Origin of the sequence: Hallella seregens ATCC 51272 (assembly GCF_000518545.1) — a bacterium.
GTDB classification, from domain to species: domain Bacteria; phylum Bacteroidota; class Bacteroidia; order Bacteroidales; family Bacteroidaceae; genus Prevotella; species Prevotella seregens.
In genome coordinates, this window is the sequence record NZ_KI912451.1 from 96,381 (window position 1) to 115,271 (window position 18,891).

9 protein-coding genes are annotated in these 18,891 nt (G+C 59.7%); 4 read left to right on the forward strand and 5 right to left on the reverse strand.

What is annotated here, in order from left to right; all coding sequences use genetic code 11:
• Positions 1-24: 24 nt before the first annotated feature.
• The 5 genes from dusB to L888_RS0111570 form a co-directional block, all read right to left on the reverse strand.
• Positions 25-1,029 carry a tRNA dihydrouridine synthase DusB gene (gene dusB, locus L888_RS0111550; RefSeq protein ID WP_005845510.1) on the reverse strand — a complete coding sequence of 335 codons (1,005 nt, stop codon included), beginning with the start codon at positions 1,027-1,029 and terminating at the stop codon, positions 25-27.
• 45 nt (positions 1,030-1,074) lie between these two features.
• A complete protein-coding gene (gene dprA, locus L888_RS0111555; protein ID WP_027952993.1) occupies positions 1,075-2,205 on the reverse strand; it encodes a DNA-processing protein DprA in 1,131 nt (376 codons plus the stop codon).
• A 203-nt stretch (positions 2,206-2,408) separates the two neighbouring features.
• A complete protein-coding gene (locus tag L888_RS0111560) occupies positions 2,409-2,840 on the reverse strand; it encodes an acyl-CoA thioesterase (RefSeq protein ID WP_027952994.1) in 432 nt (143 codons plus the stop codon).
• Positions 2,812-4,167: a DUF2851 family protein gene (locus L888_RS0111565; RefSeq protein ID WP_044249380.1), complete on the reverse strand. Its 1,356-nt coding sequence runs from the start codon at positions 4,165-4,167 to the stop codon at positions 2,812-2,814. Before L888_RS0111565 ends, L888_RS0111560 begins: the two co-directional genes overlap by 29 nt.
• Before the next feature lie 43 nt (positions 4,168-4,210).
• A complete protein-coding gene (locus L888_RS0111570; RefSeq protein ID WP_156925008.1) occupies positions 4,211-4,408 on the reverse strand; it encodes a hypothetical protein in 198 nt (65 codons plus the stop codon).
• 300 nt (positions 4,409-4,708) lie between these two features.
• Between L888_RS0111570 and L888_RS0111575 the strand changes: the two genes are divergently transcribed.
• The 4 genes from L888_RS0111575 (at position 4,709) to L888_RS0111590 (ending at position 18,882) form a co-directional block, all read left to right on the forward strand.
• Positions 4,709-8,260, forward strand: a complete 3,552-nt coding sequence (locus tag L888_RS0111575) for a hypothetical protein (protein WP_027952997.1) — start codon at positions 4,709-4,711, stop codon at positions 8,258-8,260.
• A 96-nt stretch (positions 8,261-8,356) separates the two neighbouring features.
• Complete coding sequence (locus L888_RS0111580; protein ID WP_027952998.1) at positions 8,357-12,634, forward strand: alpha-L-arabinofuranosidase C-terminal domain-containing protein; 4,278 nt, start codon at positions 8,357-8,359, stop codon at positions 12,632-12,634.
• 140 nt (positions 12,635-12,774) lie between these two features.
• Positions 12,775-15,489 (forward strand): fasciclin domain-containing protein, encoded by a 2,715-nt coding sequence (locus L888_RS0111585; protein ID WP_027952999.1) that lies wholly within the window; start codon positions 12,775-12,777, stop codon positions 15,487-15,489.
• Between the two features lie 33 nt (positions 15,490-15,522).
• Positions 15,523-18,882: a SusC/RagA family TonB-linked outer membrane protein gene (locus L888_RS0111590; protein ID WP_027953000.1), complete on the forward strand. Its 3,360-nt coding sequence runs from the start codon at positions 15,523-15,525 to the stop codon at positions 18,880-18,882.
• Positions 18,883-18,891 lie beyond the last annotated feature (9 nt).

An 18,891-nucleotide genomic window follows, 5' to 3' on the forward strand; every position in this document is an offset into this window, starting at 1 on the left:
GTCGAAGCGTTCTTGGTCCAGAGCTTAAGCGTGCCCCTCGGCAAGCTCCTTGAGCCGCGTGCGGCACTCCTCGAGGAGCTCGGTGAGCTCCTCTACGGTCTCTGACCGCAGCATGGCGATGCGTGTCTGGCGGAAGTTGGGGATGCTTTTGAAGATAGGCGATGCTGCCAGGTGGCGGCGCGTGTGCAGGATGCCCCGGTATTCGTCGATGCGTTCCACGTTGATGCGCAGCTGTTCCTCCAGCACGTCGATCTTCTCGTCGAGCGTGAGGGACGTGCGTGCAGCGTCGCCGAGAGCCATGCCGTCCTTGACCTCCTTGAAGATCCACGGGCGGCCGAAGGTGGCGCGGCCTATCATTACCCCATCCACGCCATAGCGGTCGAAGGCCTCGCGGGCCTCCTCGGGGGTGGCAATGTCGCCGTTGCCGATGATGGGGATGCGGAGGCGCGGGTTGCGTTTCACCTCGCCGATGAGCGTCCAGTCGGCCTGGCCGGTGTACATCTGTGCCCGCGTGCGGCCATGGATGGTGAGCGCCTGGATGCCGCAGTCCTGCAATTGCTCGGCCAGATCGGTGATGACGAGATTGCTCTGGTCCCAGCCCAGCCGCGTCTTGACCGTCACCGGCGTGTGCACGGCCGCCACCACGGCCCGCGTGATGTCGAGCATCAGTGGGATGTTGCGCAGCATGCCCGCCCCGGCGCCCTTGCCGGCCACCTTCTTTACCGGGCAGCCGAAGTTCAGATCGATGATGTCCGGCTGCACGCTCTCCACGATTTTGGCCGCCTCGACCATGGCTTCCACGTCGCGTCCGTAGATCTGAATGCCCACGGGCCGCTCGTCCTCGTCTATCCGCATCTTGTCGAGGGTGGACTTGATGCTGCGTATAATGGCGTCGGCCGACACAAATTCCGTGTACATCATGTCGGCCCCGAACCGCTTGCAGAGCTTGCGAAATCCGATGTCGGTCACGTCCTCCATGGGCGCGAGAAAGAGGGGACGTTCTCCTAAATCAATGTTTCCTATCTTCATGATTGGGCGCAAAGGTACTGAAAAAGTTTGGAGCTGCGGCGCAAATCAGCCCAATAGATGGTAGGTTCCGCCGGCATAGGGCTTCACCACGCCTTTCATCTCCAGGCCGAAAAGCAGGGAAGTGACGTCGCCTACGGGCATGCCGGCCTTGACGCAGAGGATATTGGCCTGCAAGTCATTGTTTTGTCGCAGAATGCCGACGATGCGCTGCTCCTCGGGCGAGAGGTCGGGGAACAGTTCTCGGGCGATGCCCGCCGCACGGGCTTCCTGCCGCCGCCGCTCGTCCTGCCAGCCCATGGCCTGCACAAAGTCGTCGGCCGAGGTGATGAGGCCCGCGCCGTTGTCGCGGATGAGGCGGTTGCAGCCCTCGCTGTAAGTGGCGCCCACGGCGCCGGGAAAGGCAAAGACGTCGCGGTTGTACTCCTTGGAGATGCGGGTGGTGATGAGTCCACCGCCCTTGAGCGCACTCTCCACGAGGATGCACGCGTCGCTGATGCCGGCCGTGATGCGGTTGCGTCGCACGAAGTTGAGCTTGTCGGCATTGGTGTGCGTCATGAACTCGGTGAGCAGTCCGCCCCGGCGCACCATCTCGTTGGCCGTGTCGCGGTGAGCCTGTGGGTAGAGGGTGTCGAGGCCGTGGGCCAGCACGGCCACCGTCTCCATGCCGCGGGCCAGGGCCTGGCGGTGGGCCTGCACGTCCACACCATAGGCCAGTCCGCTCACGATGAGCACGTCGGGGCACAGCTCGCGCAGGTCGGCCACAAAGTGGCGCACGAGGTCGGCCCCGTAGGGTGTGCAGTGGCGGGTGCCCACTATATTAATAATGTGTCGGCGGTTCAGGTCGGCCGTGCCTTTGTAAAAGAGCATCAACGGGGCGTCGGGACACTCTTTGAGCCGCCAGGGATAGGCCTCGTCGTTCAGGCAAAGCACCTGTATGCCGTGGCGTGCGTCGTAGTCCAGCTCCTCGGCCGCGCGCCGGCGCATGGCCGTGGTGTCGGCAAGGGCCTCGGTTACCTTGTGGGGCAGTCCGGGGAACAGCCGGCCCAGCTCGTGCCGCCGCTCCATGATGGCCGTGGCCGAGCCCAGCTCACGATAGAGCGTCACCATCGTATTGAGGCTGAAATAGCTCAACCGGGTGAGAATGGCTGTGTTGAGAACTTCTTCGGGCGTGGGCATAATTTTCCTTTTGGAGTTAAGGAGTTAAGGAGTGATGGAGTGAAGACATATCGCTTTTGGGGTTAGGGAGTGAAGGAGTGATGGAGTGAAGGCAAATGTCTTGCGGCCGAGACTGTATTGGGTTGCTTCGTCTTGGTGTGCCAACCAAGATACAATGGTCTTAACTCCATCAATCCCTAACTCCCTAACTCCTGAGAAAACCATTACTTTTCAGCCTGAAACCGCTCGATGACCGGCAGGAAAGCGCGGTCGTAGTCTTCGCTCACGCCGAGCCGGCCGTTGATGAGCGTCACCAGCTCCACGTCGGCATGGAAGCAGAGCTGCTCGTCGGAGGCACGGTAGATGTCGTGCTCGAAGACATAGCGCACTCCCTCCTTGTGCAGGTTCAGCCGCGAGACGAACTCGTCGTCGCACTTCAGCGGCACCCTGAACTTCAGTTGCATGCGGGCCACCACGGCATCCACACCCTGCTCGTGCAGGGCGGCAAAGCTCAGTCCCAGCGACCGCAGGAAGCGGTGGCGCGTGTGTTCCGTGTAGTGCAGATAGTTGGCATTGTTGACGATGCCCTCGATGTCACACTCGTAGTCGCGCACTTCCATGTGCGTTTCATACATGTACTTTTTGTTTGTTTTCATATTCAGGTTGGGTCTGTTGGGTGTCGGCGGTGTGTCCCGCCTTGAGATATTCGTAGCCGATGCGGCAGCGCAGGCAGTCCTTGCGGTCGCAATATTCGTTCTTGAGCTGGATAAGGGCCTGTGCATCTCCGGCTGTCTCCACGGTCAGTCCGCAGCGTTTCCACATCCGCACAATGTGGTTGTCCTCGCCCTTGAGCTGTTCCAGAAAGTCGAAGGCCCGGTCGCAGAGCGTTTCGTCCTGCTTGTAGCGGCCGTAAGCAAAGAGCATGGGCACCGCCGTGTTGACGAGCAGCAGGTTGAGCGAGGTTGTCGAGATGGTCTTCGTCTGGCGTTTGCCCGGTGCGCCGAACAGATGGTGCGTCTCCCAGTAAGGAGTCACCGTGGTGCGCAGCAGCTCGCGGGTCTGCCTGATGTCCGGGCAGGCCATGAGCCGGCTCAGCCCGGCCCGGTGCTGATAATAAAGGTGGGCCAGCTGCGCAATGCGGATATGCGGGAAGTTTTGTGGCCGTAGCCGGAGGAATCGCCATTGGTGGGCGTTCATGGGCTGCAGGGCGAACTTGTGGGCCAGATAGAGATATTCCTTGCGCATTCGCACGAAATAGTCGTCCTGACTGGCCGCCGCCCGGTAGCGGTCGGGCAGGGAAGTGGGCTCCAGCAGCCCTGCCTGTCCCATGAAGATGGCCTCTATCTGGAACAGATCGTCGCGGTGATGATCCACTGCATGCAGGGGAATGCCCTGCGCCCACTGCTCGAAAGCGCTGCCGTTGATGCCGAATCCGTAGTTGCGTGCCAGCGTCACGAAGTAGGCCGACTCCCAGGAGCCGCCGCATTGCTCCACCCGACGGCGGATGGCTTCTGTCTTCTGCTCCAGCCGCTCGGTCTCCAACGCGCTCATCCAGCCGTGCACCATGAGGCGGGGCAGGGTGGGGATGATTTTGTAACAGGGCGGGTAACTGTCCTCGTGCAACAAGGCCTCGTAGTTGTCGGACACTGTGGCCGGCACGTCAAGTTGCAGTTGGGGCGGGGCGATCCCCTGTGAGGTCTGCACCTCGCGGTCGGCCGTGCCCACCACATGGAGCACCACATTGTCGTAGTGGGCATCGTGGTCGTGCCCGTGTAGGTACCAGTCCGACGACCGGTCGTGTATCTCTACGTTGCCCACCCACATGGTACCGTCGATACGTACCTTGGCGTTGAAGAAGTCTGGGCCCGCATCTCGGTTGTGCAGGCCTGGGTCGACAACCTCTACCGGCCGGCCGTCGGTCGTGCGGAGGGGGTGTAGTGGGAATAGTTTGTGCTTCCAGCAGTAGTGTAGCAGTTGCTCCATAAGGCTGATGGCATGTGGTTTTTGCCCGTTTGCAAGGATGTTTTCACCCATTTGCAAGGGCGTTTTCACCGTTATTACGGGCAAAGATAGCAAAAATACCGCATGGCCGGCGCGTTGCCGCCGCTTTTTTCTTTGTTTTCCTCCATTGTTTGGAGAAAATGCGGTTGGTGCCGTTTGGCAGTGCTCTCTTTCCGTCCCATTCCTTTTCTTTTCGTCTCTTCGATTTTTCTCTTGGGCTCAATCTTTTGTTTTTTCCGATTGTCTGACACTCGCGCGGCCGTGTCCTCCGGCATCCGTTTTCTGCAAATGGAGGCTCGTCAACTCAATCGTGGGACCTGTTGCATCCGCTTTTCGGGCTAAAAGAGTTAAATTTACACCCTTTGCCGACCCAATTAAAAAAAAACGTCGAATATTTGTTGAAGCTACACTAAAATGTGTTATATTTGTACCCGAAGTGCTTCAAAAAGCGCTCGAAACCTAAAAATGGGATAAAGGCAAGTAACTTATATCATACTTTTTATTAACTTTTTAATTCCGTTTTATGAAGTTTGCACAACTACTTTTCGTGGGTACCGTGTTTGCTGCAAGCACTGGTGCAACTGCCATGGTAGTCGATGGTGTACGACAGAAGCCCATCCCGCAGAAATCTGCCCTGCAGTTTGGGAAGCCGATGTATCTGTACAACGTTGGCTCCAAGCAGTTCTTCAAAGGAGCCAATGACTACGACACCCGCGGCAGTGTGGGTGAAATTGGCTACAAGGTATGGGTCACCCAGCATCTCGACGAGGGTGGCGCATGGGACAATCAGTCGGTTATCATCAAGGATTCTGTGGAGAACCAGAAGGCCATCAAGATGACCTGGGCTGCCGCCAACGGCGACTTGTGGGTGGACTGGAAGAACCAAGCCGACACGCTGTGGGCCGTGCAGGCACAGGCTGACGACATTTATCGCCTCACTGTAGGAGCTGGAAACACCAACTTCAGCAGCGACAAGTTCCCCGATACGTATCTCGGCATCAAGGGCGCAGAGGCTGCCAGCAACACCCGCCTGTACTGGAATCTGGAGGCTGCCGACAACTTTGTGGACTGGTATTTCGTGAGCGAGGCCGACGGTGCGGCCTACAATGCGGCCTATGAGTTGTACGCAACGGCCCAAATACTGAAGTCTGCCATCGACGAGGCCAAGGCCAAGGGTGTGGACGTGGCTGCCCAGGAGGCGGTTTATCTGAACGAAGCCGCTGCCAAGGACGAGCTTGAGGCTGCCACGAGAGTCGTCAAGGAAGCCATGGCCAAGGCTGACGAGCAGACTGCATCGGCTGCAAATCCGATGGACAAGACCTCGCTGATTGTCAATCCCAGCTACGAAGCCAACAAGAACGACGGCTGGAAGGGCGACGCTCCTAAATTCCAGAGCTACACAAATGCCGAGTTCTACGACATGAACTATAACTATTACCAGGACATCAATGATGCTCCCAAGGGTGTGTATGCCGTGAGCCTGAGCGCGTTCTACCGTGCCGGCAATTCCAGTGCTTCGTTTACCAATTTCAAGAACCAGACCAATCAGAATGCCAAGCTCTATGCCAAGGTAGGCGAGGACAGCCTGAACGTGAGCATTCTGAACCCGTTCGCCGAGGCCCTGACCTCGCCCAAGGGCATGGGCGAAAGCAGTGCGACCGAAGATGGTATTACCTATTATATACCGAACAACATGGAGACGGCCGCAGCTTATTGCAACGACGGCCTCTATGCCGGCAACAAACTGTTCTTCTCGACCGAGGACGGCGCCATGCGCATCGGCCTCAAGAAGAGCACCAAAGTGGGAGCTGACTGGACGCTCTTCGACAATTGGAAGCTCACTTACTATGGCAACGGCGCCGATGCCTACACCATGTGGCTCAACGAAGCCAAGAAGTCGGCCAAGGATTATTCCTCGATCGTTGGTGAGAAGCTCGTGACTCATGGCATGGTTGATGCCTACAACGCCAAGATTGCAGGCCTGACCTCTGCCTCGAGCAAGCAGGACGTGCTCGACGCCATCAAGCTCATCGAGACAGAAAGCCTGGCCATCGACTCCAACATGATTGCCTGGACGGCCTATCAGGAGGCTGTCGATAGAGGTAAGGTCATCGCTGCAGATGAAAATATCACAGGCAGCGACAAGGACGATCTGGGCGACTACTGCGACCTGACGGCCGGTGAAATCCTGGGCGAAGCCACGCTGACGACCGAGGAAGTACGCGCCGAGACGCAGAAAGTGCTCACTATGATCGACAATGCCATCAAGAACGGAATCAAGGAAGGAACGGACGTAAGCGACAAGTATCTCGTGAATGCCAACTTCGAGAAGACCAATGGTTGGATCGTGAAGAAAGCCAGCGACGGCAACGTGGCCTATGGCGGCAACTCCGACAACCACTGCTTCGAGGCCTGGAACAACAAAGACTTCGACATCTATCAGGAAGTGAAGGGTGCACCCGTGGGCGTGTACGAGATCTCGTTGCAGGGCTTCTACCGCTATGGCCGCGGCGACAACGCCTACAAGGCCTATACGGAAGGCACGGCCAACAACGACGTGGTCGACATCTATGTGAACAACAACGCCACCCACTTCAAGAGCGTATTCGACGAGCATGTGCCCTACTCCGGCAACAAGACCGGCGAGCTCTACAAGTACGAGGGCGGCAATCCTCCCTACATCAACCCGGACAGCACCTACTGGTATCCCAACGACATGGCCGTTGCCGCCACTGCTTTCCGCAATGGTCTCTACAAGGTATCTTCGTTCGGCGTGGTTGCCAAGGCCGGTGACGTGCTCCGCGTGGGCGTGAAGGGCAGCACCGACCAGTTGAAAGACAGCTGGGCTATCTGGGATAACTTCCAGATGGTGTTCCAGGGCACCAAGGCCGAGGTGGTGAAACCGCTGCTCGAGCAGCAGATTGCAGTCACGAAAGCTGAGGCCGAGACCACTGACCCGATGGGCAAGAGCGTGCTCGAGAATGCCAATGCAGCCATTGCCGATGCCAACACGAAGCTGGCCGGCGGCGACGGCAAGACCATGTTCGCCGCACTGACCAGCCTGCTTGAGAACAGCGATTCCATCGCTGCTTCCGTGGCTCTCTTCAAGCAACTGCAGGCCAAGAAGGAGGAACTCAACGCTGCCTACGTTTCTTCGACGGCCGTCCAGGCCACCAAGGACGAGGCTGCCAGGCTGCTCGAGGCCATCGAGAACGGCCTCGACTCCAGGACAATGGAGAATGCCCAGGCCTCTGACTATATTAATAAGGTGGGCGTCATGGTGAGCAAGCTGGCCATTCCGGCCGAGGCTGCTTCTGCGTCGGACGACAACCCCGTCGACCTGACCATGGCCATCAAGACCCCGGGCTTCGAGAAAGACGGTGCCAACTCCGTGGAGGGCTGGAACTCCGACGGCTACAGCTTCGGCAACAGCGACTCTCAGAAGAGCGCCCTGCTGCTGGAATTCTTCCACACGAAGTTCGATCTGAACCAGACCATCGATGGTCTGCCCAACGGCACCTACGAGGTGAAGGTGGACGCCTTCTATCGCTTCGGCACAGCGTCCGAGGACTACAAGAAGTACACGGCCGACAAGAACACCGAGGGCAACGCCTGGCTCTATGCCGTGGCCGGCGATACCGTCCGCACGGCCGTGAGGCTGCTGGCTTCCGGTGCTTCGGAGGACAAGGGCTATACAGGCTCTTCCCAGATTGCCGACACCGAGCTTTTCGTGCCGAACGACATGATTTCGGCCAAGTCTTACTTCAGTGATGACGCTTACCAGAACAGCATCACGGTGAAGGTGACCGACGGCAAACTCACCATCGGTATCAAGCAGGACAAGAACGTTGACAACGACTGGGTGATTCTGGACAACTGGAAACTCACCTACTTCGGCCCCAACAGCACCAAGCCCGTGACCAGCATCGACGAGGCTCAGGTGAGCGAAGTGGCCAAGACCGAGGTGTTCAGCATCAACGGTGTGAAGAAGAACGCCCTCACCAGAGGCATCAACATCGTGAAGACCACGATGGCCGACGGCACTGTGAAAGTAACCAAGGTGGTGGTTAAGTAACCCCAAACCCTCTTCTATAGGAGACCGGAGGCGGGCCCGACCCGCCTCCGGATTCCCTTTCTTTCAGCAATTGATCAAATCATACTATACTTCTGTATGTTACAGCGCAGCATCATCTGGACTGCCCTTCTCGGCGCAGCCATACTCTCCACGTCTGCACAGACCGTGATGAACCTTGACGCCACGCAGCGGGGCCCCGTCATCAGCAACTATCAGTACGGGCTTTTCTTCGAGGAAATCAACCACGCGGGCGAGGGCGGGCTCTATGCCGAGCTGGTGAAGAACCGCTCGTTCGAGCAGGGCATGGACGGCTGGGCGGCTTTCGGAGGCGCCACCGTCGAGCTCCAGACCGACGATTTGATGAACGACATCCAGAAGCAGGCGCTGGCCGTCAACACTGCCGGTGCTTCGTCCACGCAGCCCAAGGGCGTCTGCAATGCAGGTTTTTGGGGCATGGGCATCACCAAGGACTCCACCTATACCCTCGGTTTGTGGGTCAAGGCACCGTCCATTTTCAACCAACATCTGAAAGCCCAGCTCCGTTCCGAAGACGGAACGGCGGTTCTTGGCGAGGCCACGCTCGAAGGAACCGTCGGCAACGGGGGCTGGAACAAGCTCTCGGCCACCATCGTGGCCACCGCCACCGACAAGCGCGGACAGCTCGTGCTGCTGGCCGACGTGGGCGGACAGCTGAGCATCGACATGGTGTCGATGTTCCCCTATACGTGGAAAAACAGAAAAAACGGCCTGCGCCCCGACCTGGCGCAGCTGCTGGCCGACACCCGTCCCAGCTTTCTCCGCTTCCCCGGCGGATGCTACGTGGAGGGAGAGGGCAGCTACGACAACGCCTTCCAATGGAAGAAAACCATCGGGCCCATCGAGCGGCGGCCCGGCCACTACAACCGTAACTGGCGCTATTTCTCCAGCGACGGACTCGGTTTCGACGAATATCTGCAGCTCTGCGAAGACCTCGGGGCTGCCCCATTGTTCGTGGTCAACGTGGGCTTGGGCCACGGATACACCCTCACGCTGGACGAAACCCAGACCCTGGTGCAGGACGCCCTCGACGCCATTGAGTATGCCAACGGCGACGCCACGACCGAGTGGGGCGCCAGACGCGTGGCCAACGGGCACCCCGAACCCTACCACTTGAAGTTCGTCGAGATAGGCAACGAGAACTATCAGGCCGCCAGCGACCAGCAGAGCGACCAGTATGCCGAACGCTACAACATGTTCTACACGGCCATCAAAGCCAAATATCCCGACATCACGACCATCGGCAACGTTGAGGCCTGGGGCACGGACAACCCCTCGTGGCGCAACGATTATCCCGTGGAACTGGTGGACGAGCACTACTATCGCAGCCACGAATGGATGCGGGCCAACTATAACAAATACGACAACTACCCGCGCTCTATCGGTGTCTACAACGGCGAGTATGCCGCCAACGGCGGCAGCTACGGCCGCTACGGCAACATGAACAGCGCACTGGGCGAGGCCATCTACATGCTGGGCATGGAGCGCAACAGCGACGTGTGCCGCATGGCCTCCTTTGCGCCTATCTTTACCCATGAGTCCGATCCCCTCTGGGCCTACGACATGATCCACTTCAACGCCTCCGACCACTTCGTCACTCCCTCCTACCATGTGCAGCGGATGCTGGGCAACGGGCTGGGCAAGCAGAACCTGAAGTGGACCGAGAGCGGCAACGCCACCCAGACCGACCCCGCCTCGCAGCTGGTGGGCGTGGGCGCGTGGAACACGCAAGTGGCCTACGACGACGTGCAGCTCACCGCCGCCGACGGCCGCACGCTGGCCACCGACGACTTTTCTGCCGGTGCCACCGACTGGACATTCAACAGAGGCTCGTGGACGGCCGCCGGCGGAGAGCTGGCCCAGGGCGCCGTGGCCCAGAACTGCACGGCCCTGTTGCAGGTGCCCGTCGGGGGAGACAGCTATATATATAAGGTACGCGCGAGGAAGACAGGAGGCAACGAGGGCTTCCTCATCATCTTCAATTATCAGGATGCCGACAACTACACGTGGTGGAACTTGGGCGGCTGGAGCAATACCAAGCATGGCGTGGAACACTGCGTGGGCGGCTCGAAGACCACGCTGGCCTCGGCCTCCGGCAGCATCGAGAACGACCGTTGGTACGACATCGAGGTCGATGTGCAGGGCTCCAGCGTCAGCTGCAAGCTCGACGGCGAGACGGTGAGCCGCTTCACGCTTCCCGCGACGGCGGCCAAGGCGCTCTACCAGAGCGTGCAGATCGACGAAGAACGGGGCGAGTTGCTGCTCAAGGTGGTCAATCCCAACGCCACGTCCCAGCAGTTGCAGCTGAACGTGAAGAACATGACCATGGCCAATGGCCGCGTGGTGCGCCTGGCGGTCGCCCACGGCAGTGCCGAGAACACCATGGACGAGCCCCGCAACGTGGAGCCCGCCGAGGAGGCGGCCACCGTGACCGACGGCACGCATACCCGCTTCGACGTGCCGGCCTATTCGCTCAGCGTCTACCGTCTGCCCGTGTCGCAGATTGGCGCCGAGGTGCCCGAGGCCTACCCAGCCTACGAGCAGGAGGACGCCGGCAAGTCGGCATACCTCTTCGCCCACATGCACCAGAGCCAGGAACACACCTGCTATGCCCTGAGCCGCACCGGCCAGACCTGGGACGACCTGCTGGGTGGCGGCGAGGTGTTCGATACCAAGGCCGCCACCGTGACCGGCGGCATGCGCGACGCCTACGTGTGCCGCACGCAGGACGGACGCTTCATGTTGGCCGGCACCGACATGACTTCGCGGCTCGGCTGGACGAGCAACCACATCATGGAGCTGATGCTTTCGCCCGACCTGGTGCACTGGACCAAGAACGTAAAGATAGATCTCGAGACCCCGGAAAACCTTGAAGCCCTCGGCGGCATCACGGCCGACGACATGAAGGCCGCGTGGGCCCCGCAGATTATCTACGACCGCGAGACCGACAGCTACGTGGTGTACTACAGCGTGGGCTTCCCCGACCGCCACCGCATCTACTACCAACAGGTGGACAGCGAGCTGAACATCCTCACCCGCCCCGCGCTCTACTTCGATCCGGGCTACGACATTATCGACGCCGACATCGTGTGGAACGACGTGGACCGCCAGTACGTCATGCTCTACAAGAGCGAGCAAGGCTCCGGCTTCTACCGTGCCACGGCCACCCATCTGGTGCCCCGCTCCGGCGAGACCACCGGCACCTGCCAGTGGACGCAGACCGCCGGCTTCCACGTGAACGAGAACAACCAGGCCATTGAGGCCCCCACCCAGTGGCGGCCCATCGGCAGCACCCGCTGGAAACTGGCCTACATCAACTACGGCGGGGGCTACGGCTACAAGATGCGCGACATGGACGAGCATGGTCTCAACGTGGGCTCTCCCACCCGCATCAGCGGCAACGTGGCCGCACAGCACGGCAGCATCCTCAAGATCACGGCCGAGGAATACGATTATCTCAAGACCTGGGAGCAGGTGAAGACCCTGCTGCCTGCCGTCGAGGGCTATTACCGGGCCTCGCAGGAGCCCGCCCTGGGCGACATTGTGGAGCAGGCCACGGCCACCCTCGACGCCTCGGCCGGCACGCTGGCCCAGAACATCGAGGCCATGAATGCCGCCCTCACCGCCCTGCAGGCCGCCAAGTCCTTGTACGAGGCCTACCTGCAGCGGCTGGCCGGGGAGGGTAAGGCCGCCGACCTGACCCCCTTGGTGCAGAACGCCGACTTCAGCGCCGGCCGCACGGGCTGGGCCACATGGCCCTCGTTCACCCAGGCCAACGGCCAGGTGGCCGAGTTCTGGAACACGCCGTTCATCATGAGCCAGACGCTCGACAACATGCCCAAGGGCGACTATGAGGTCACCGTGCAGGCCTTCTACCGCCAGGGCGACATCGCGCCGGCCGTCACGGCCCACGACGATGGCAGCGAGCAGCTCCTCGCCGTGCTCTTTGCCAACGACGCGGAGACCCCGGTGATGAGCCTCTACGACGATGCAGTCACACAGTATGGCATCAGTCCCTACACCTTTCCCGACAACGTTTCGCAGGCCAACCGGGCCTTCAACGGCTTCGGGCTCTACCGCAACACGCTGCGGCTGACGCTGCCCGAGGCCGGCAGCATCACCCTGGGGCTGCGCAAGACGCAGGAGTACGTGCGCGACTGGTGCTGCTTCGACAACTTCACGCTCAGGTATCTCGGCCAGTCCACGGGTGTCTCCGTGCTGCCCGCAGCCCGCACAGACAGCTCCACCGCCGTCTACAACCTGAGCGGCCAGCGCATGGCCGCCGGCCGGCTGCCCCACGGCGTGTACATACAGAACGGCCGCAAGACCGTGCGATAAACGTGCAGACGCATCGCGACGACGGCGTAAACGCAGCGCGAAAACGCCGTAATCGCCTCGCGATGGCGGCGCAATCGCAACGCGAAGAAACCGCCGTCGCAAACCTATGACAAGGAATATTTAAACACAACAACCTATATATGAATTGCAGACAAATGAAACGTGGTGTCGTCAGACCCGTATTTGCTGTAGGCTTGATGCTGGGATGCGTCGGCGCCTTGCAGTCGTGCTCGGACGATACCCTGACGGGACAGCCGTCGTGGTTGGGTAATTCAATCTACGAGGAGTTGCAGAAAGACGGGAAGTACACCGTCACGCTGAAGCTCATCGACGATTTGGGCTATCACGACCAGATGAGCAAGACAGGCTCTCTGACCATCTTCGTGGCCAACGATGACACGTATGGAGAGTGGTTCAAAACCAACAAGTGGGGCGTGAGAAGCTACGAGGGCCTGTCCACGGCCCAGAAGAAAATGCTGCTCAACAATGCCATAGTGAACAACGCCTACCTCATCGAGCTGCTCACCAACGTGAGCGGCGACCCACCCGAGCGCGGACTGGCCATGCGCCGCACCACGGCCGCCAGCGTGTTCGACTCGGTGTACGTGATGAAGGCCGCCGATATGAATGGCAGCCTGCCGGCCTGGAAGTGGTACAAGCAGAACAACAAGGACATCGTGCTCTTCAGGGACGGCTGGGGGATGTACGGCGGCACCACGTCCAATCTCTCGGCCCCGATGATTCATTTCCTCCCTGCTTTCATGCAGAAGACCAAGTTCACCGACCAGGACATCACCATGCTCACCAACGGTGGAGCCACCTCTGTGAACGATGCCTGGGTGAGCGGAGCCAAGGTGACCGACCGCGACATCACTTGTAAGAACGGCTACATCCAGAAAGTGGACAAGGTATTGGAGCCCGCTCCCAACATGGCCGAGATACTGAGGGAGCATCCCGACATGTCGATATGGTCGAGACTCATCGACCGTTTCTGCGCCCCCTACTACGATTACAACAAAACCCGGGAGTACAACCGCCTGTACAACCAGAGCGTGGACTCGGTGTTCACCCTGCGTTACTTCTCAGACACGCGCCGCGACGGGTCGAGCGCCCAGTACTATCCCATGACGGCCGGCAACCCCGTGCCCCAGAAAGTGGCTGCCACGCTGGCCTTCGACCCGGGATGGAACCAGTACATGTACGAGAATACCAGCGGCTACGACCTGCACTACGACGCTGGGGCCATGCTCGTGCCCACCAATGCGGCCTTGCAGGCTTGGTGGAATGCCGACGGCAAGGTGCTGCAGGACAAGTACCAGACGTGGGACAACGTGCCCGACCTGGTACTTTCCAAGTTGCTCAACGTGAACATGATTGGCACGTTTACCGACGCCATCCCCTCGAAGTTTGGCAACATCATCAACGACAGCAAGGTGTCGATGGGCGTCAAGACGACCGACGTGGACAGCTGCTTCGTGGGCTGCAACGGCGTGGTCTACATGACCAACCGCGTGTTCAGCCCCATGGCCTACTCCAGTGTGTCGTTCCCCGCCCTGATCCATCAGGACGTGATGAGCGTCATCTACTGGGCCATCGACGAGCTGGAGTTCTCTCCCTATCTGAACTCCATGGACTCCTACTACAGCCTGCTGCTGCCCACCAACACCTCCATGCTCACCTATGTGGACCCCTGCAACTACGGCGACACGCAGGAGAGCCTGCTCGAGTTCTACTATGACGAGCAGGAGAAGACGGTGAAAGCCCGCCGCTACGCCTGCACCATCGAGTCCGACGGCCGCGTCACCAAGGGTGTCAGGCTACAGGAGAACGTGTCCTCGACCTACGTGCGCAACCGCCTGAAGGACCTCGTGAACCAGCTCATCATCGTGGGAAGCGTGGAAGACGGCTACACCTACTACAAATCGAAGAACGGCACCATGGTCAGGGTGGCCAATGCCGGCCAGAGCAACCGCATGACCGTGATGGGCGGCTGGCAGCTGGAACACAACACGGCAGCACGCGTGGACTCCATCTACGACATGTCGGCCACGGGCAACGGCAAGTCCTACCGGCTCAACGAGCAGGTGCCCATGTCTTCCGGCCGCTCGGTCTACCAGACACTCAGAGACCACGACGAGTATGCCGAGTTCCTCAAGCTGCTCAGCGGCTCGGAGAATGTGGACGCCAAGGAGCAGCTCCTCGTGAGCTCCATGACGCTCAACGGCAACAGATACAACTGCCTCAACTCGTCGGCCAACAGCAATATCCGCCTCTTCGGCGCCTACAACTACACGGTCTACGTGCCGTCGAACGCCGCCATCAGGAAGCTCACGGCCGACGGCATCCTGCCCACCTGGGACGACTACGACGAGCAGTTCAGGCTCTCGGAGAGCACTTCGGCCTCGGAGGCCGAGAAAAAAGCAGCCCTGAAGGCCTGCGAGTTCATCAAGAACCGCATCTTCGATTTCGTGCGCTACCACATCCAGGACAACTCCGTGGCCGTGGGTGGAGCCCCTGAAAAAGACGCCGACGGCAGTCTGTTGCTGAAGAACAACTACGAGTCGATGATGCTCAATGCCGAGACCAACCGCTACTATCCGCTGGAGGTGGACATCCAGGGCAAGGACCTCGTGGTGAAAGACCTCACCGGCGACACGCGTCGGGTGGACAAGACCAGCGGCCTGTACAACAACATCTGCCGCGAATACTGGATTTCGGGCAGCGGTTTCAACAAGTTGCTGTACACGTCGGCCGACGCCGTGGTGCATCTTATCGACGGTGCCCTGTTCTACAGCGCCAGCCAGAAGACTCCGTGGAGACAACAGCTCGGCAATGCAAAAAGATGGAGGAAGTAACTTATGGAATCACGACATAACACCAAAATACATATGAAGGCTATATTCCACACGGAAGCCGACCGCCGTTTCGGCATGTTGCTGGCGTTTGTGCTCTTGTGCGGCCAGCTCGCCTTGGCGCAGATTACGCAGGTGCACGGCACGGTCTCCGACGACATGGGACCGCTGATGGGCGCCACGGTCTGCGAGATCGACGCCACCGGCCGTATCATCAACTCGGCCGTGACCGACCTGAACGGTAACTTCTCAATGGCCGTGCGCGACGAGAAAAACAAGATTCGCTTCAGCTATGTGGGCTCCAAAACCCGCACCATGCCCATCAACCAGACCACCTACGACGTGACGCTGAAGTCGGACACCAACCTCGACGAGGTGACAGTGGTGGCCAAGAAGCGCCGCAACGGCAACAACCTGGCCATCCCCGACCGCGAAATCTCCTATGCTTCGCAGTCACTCGACATGAAAGATCTGGAGGGACTGGGCATCACCACACTCGACGAGGCCCTGCAGGGACGCATCGCTGGTCTGGACATCATCTCCAATTCCGGCGACCTGGGCTCGGGCTCCACCATGCGCCTGCGTGGCGCCTCCTCGCTCTCGACGCTCACCAACGGCAACCCGCTCATCGTGGTCGACGGCAATGTACGCAACGTGGACCTGACCACTTTCGACCTGGCCTCAGCCAACAACGAGCAGTTTGCCGACCTGCTGAACATCAATCCCGAGGACATCGCCAGCGTCAACGTGCTCAAGGACGCGGCTGCCACGGCCGTGTATGGCAGCCAAGGCGGCAACGGCGTCATCGAGCTCACCACCAAGCGCGGCTCGCGCGGCGCACCCCGGGTGTCGTATTCGCTCAAGCTCACCGGCACACACCAGCCCAAGGGCTACGCCCTGCTGAGCGGAGACGACTATACGATGATGCTCAAGGAGAGCTACTTCAACCCCACGCAGAACGACACACAGAGCCAGAACATCCGTGAAATCAACTATGACCCCACGTTCTCGGAGTACGAACAGTACAACAACAACACCGACTGGCGCGACGCCGTGACCCAGTGGGGACTGCGACAGAACCACTATGTGTCGGTGGCGGGCGGCGGTGAGAAAGCCTCGTTCCGCATCGGCGGCGGTTTCGACCACGAGACGGGTACCATGATTCAGCAGAAGCTCAACCGCTTCTCCACCCGCGTGGCCCTCGACTACTTTGTGAGCGAGCGCATCCGTGTGTCGACCAACTTCTCGCTGACCTACACCAAGAACCACATGAACAGCGACGACCTGCTGGCCATTGCCATGAAGAAGATGCCCAACATGAGCATCTACGAGCAGGATCCCGTGACCGGTGAGAACACCAGCCGCTACTACCAGATGCTGCAAAACGCCTCCAGCGTGTTCAATCCCACATCTGGTAAAGTGGACAATCAGAAGGCCTACGTGAACCCCGTGGCCAGCGCCAACCTGGCCAAGAAGACGCGCCGCACCTACGACCTCGTGCCCGAGCTCGTCATCAACTACCATCTGCTGGGCCTCGACGAGGAGCATACACAGCTCAACTGGCAGGGCAGCGTGCTGATGAGCGTGTTCAATCAGTACGACGACTCGTTCTATCCTGCCGAGCTGAAGACCGTGAGCTGGGCCGACGGCGTGAACACTGCCTCGTCGGCCAGCTCCAAAAGCATGAACTTCAACACCAAGCAGACGTTGACTTTCATCCCCCACTTCGCCGACAAGGACCACTCGTTCATGATGATGGGCCGCTTCGAACTCAACTCGGGCTCGTCCAGCGGCCAGTCCAACGGTGCTAAAGGCCTCACCGGCGACGGTGTGGTGAGCCCTGATGCCGGCGGCGTGAACACGGGCTTGGAGTCCACCTACTCGGAGTGGCGCTCCATGTACTACACCCTCTCGGCCCACTATGCCTACAAGGGCCGCTACGTGGCCGACGTCTCGGTGCGTGCCGACGGCACCACCAAGTTCGGTCCCGGACACCGTTGGGGCTACTTCCCCTCCGTGTCGCTGCGCTGGAACGTGGTGGACGAGCCCTGGATGAAATCCACCCACAGCTGGCTCTCCATGCTGTCCATCCGTCCCAGCTGGGGCCGTGTGGGCAGACAGCCCAACCAGGATTACCTCTATACCAGTAAGTATGGCTCGGGCCCGCAATACCTCGGACTGGCCACGATGTACCCGAAGAACATCCGCCTCACCAACCTGAAGTGGGAGTTGGTATCGAGCTACAACCTTGGCATGGACCTGGGATTCTGGAACGACAGGCTCACAACGACGCTGGAGTTCTACCGCTCCACCACCTCGGACATGCTGCTCAAGGACTACCGCATCCCCTCCAACTCGGGATATATGACCGTGCCCTACCGTAACAGCGGCAAGATGCGCAACACGGGTTGGGAGTTCCATATCAACACCAACAAACTGGTGAGGGCGGGCAAGTTCGTGTTCGACATGAACGCCAACTTCGGCAACAACCGCAACGAGATACTGGAGATGGACGGGTATGTGCTTACCTCGCTCAACTCGACCTTTGGCTACGGCAATGGCGAGTTCCTGCGCCGTGTGCAGCTGCACAATCCTTTCGGAGCCATCTATGGCTTCCGCTACAAGGGCGTGTACCAGTACAACTACGACACTTTCAAGGACATGAGCGCCGAGGATCGGGCCGCATTCATCTCGTCGGGCAAGACTGCTCCCGTGGCCTTCAACGCCCAGGGCCAGCAGATCCTCGACTCCGAGGGCAATCCGCTCCGCATGCGTTACAACTACACCAACGACGGAACGGGCAAGAACTATGCTTTCTCGGGCGGCGACGCCATGTATGAGGACGTGAACCATGACGGTCAGATCAATGCCCTCGACATTGTCTACCTGGGCAGTTCACTCCCCAAACTGACGGGTGGCTTCGGCTTTACGTTCTCTTATAAGGACTGGCGCCTCAACACGCAGTTCACTTATCGCGTGGGCAACAAGATTCTGAACATGGCCCGTCTCAACGCCGAGGCCATGACCGGAAACGACAATATGAGCCAGGCTGTGAACTACCGCTGGCGCAAGGAGGGCGACGTGACCACCATTCCACGCGCCATGTACGGCAACCAGTCCAACTATAACACGCTCGTGAGCGACCGTTTTGTCGAGGATGGCTCCTACCTGCGCATGAGCTACGCCCAGTTGTCGTATGCCATCACCAAGAAACACCTCAAGTGGATTGGCCTGAACCGCATCAATTTGTACCTGAGCGCCAACAACCCGTTCGTGCTGACCAAGTACAGTGGCGTGGATCCTGACATCAGCAACTCGGGCTACGACCCGGCCATTGACCGGTCGCAGACACCGCGCTCGAGGTCTTATACGCTCGGTATCACCGTAGACTTCTAAATCATTATA

Bases quoted from the DNA above. Each gene is read 5' to 3' on its own strand.
- L888_RS0111560 (WP_027952994.1), bottom strand. From the start codon at position 2,840: ATGAAAACAAACAAAAAGTACATGTATGAAACGCACATGGAAGTGCGC.
- L888_RS0111575 (WP_027952997.1), top strand. From the start codon at position 4,709: ATGAAGTTTGCACAACTACTTTTCGTGGGTACCGTGTTTGCTGCAAGC.
- L888_RS0111580 (WP_027952998.1), top strand. From the start codon at position 8,357: ATGTTACAGCGCAGCATCATCTGGACTGCCCTTCTCGGCGCAGCCATA.
- L888_RS0111590 (WP_027953000.1), top strand. From the start codon at position 15,523: ATGAAGGCTATATTCCACACGGAAGCCGACCGCCGTTTCGGCATGTTG.
- dusB (WP_005845510.1), bottom strand. From the start codon at position 1,029: ATGAAGATAGGAAACATTGATTTAGGAGAACGTCCCCTCTTTCTCGCG.
- L888_RS0111565 (WP_044249380.1), bottom strand. From the start codon at position 4,167: ATGGAGCAACTGCTACACTACTGCTGGAAGCACAAACTATTCCCACTA.
- L888_RS0111585 (WP_027952999.1), top strand. From the start codon at position 12,775: ATGAATTGCAGACAAATGAAACGTGGTGTCGTCAGACCCGTATTTGCT.
- dprA (WP_027952993.1), bottom strand. From the start codon at position 2,205: ATGCCCACGCCCGAAGAAGTTCTCAACACAGCCATTCTCACCCGGTTG.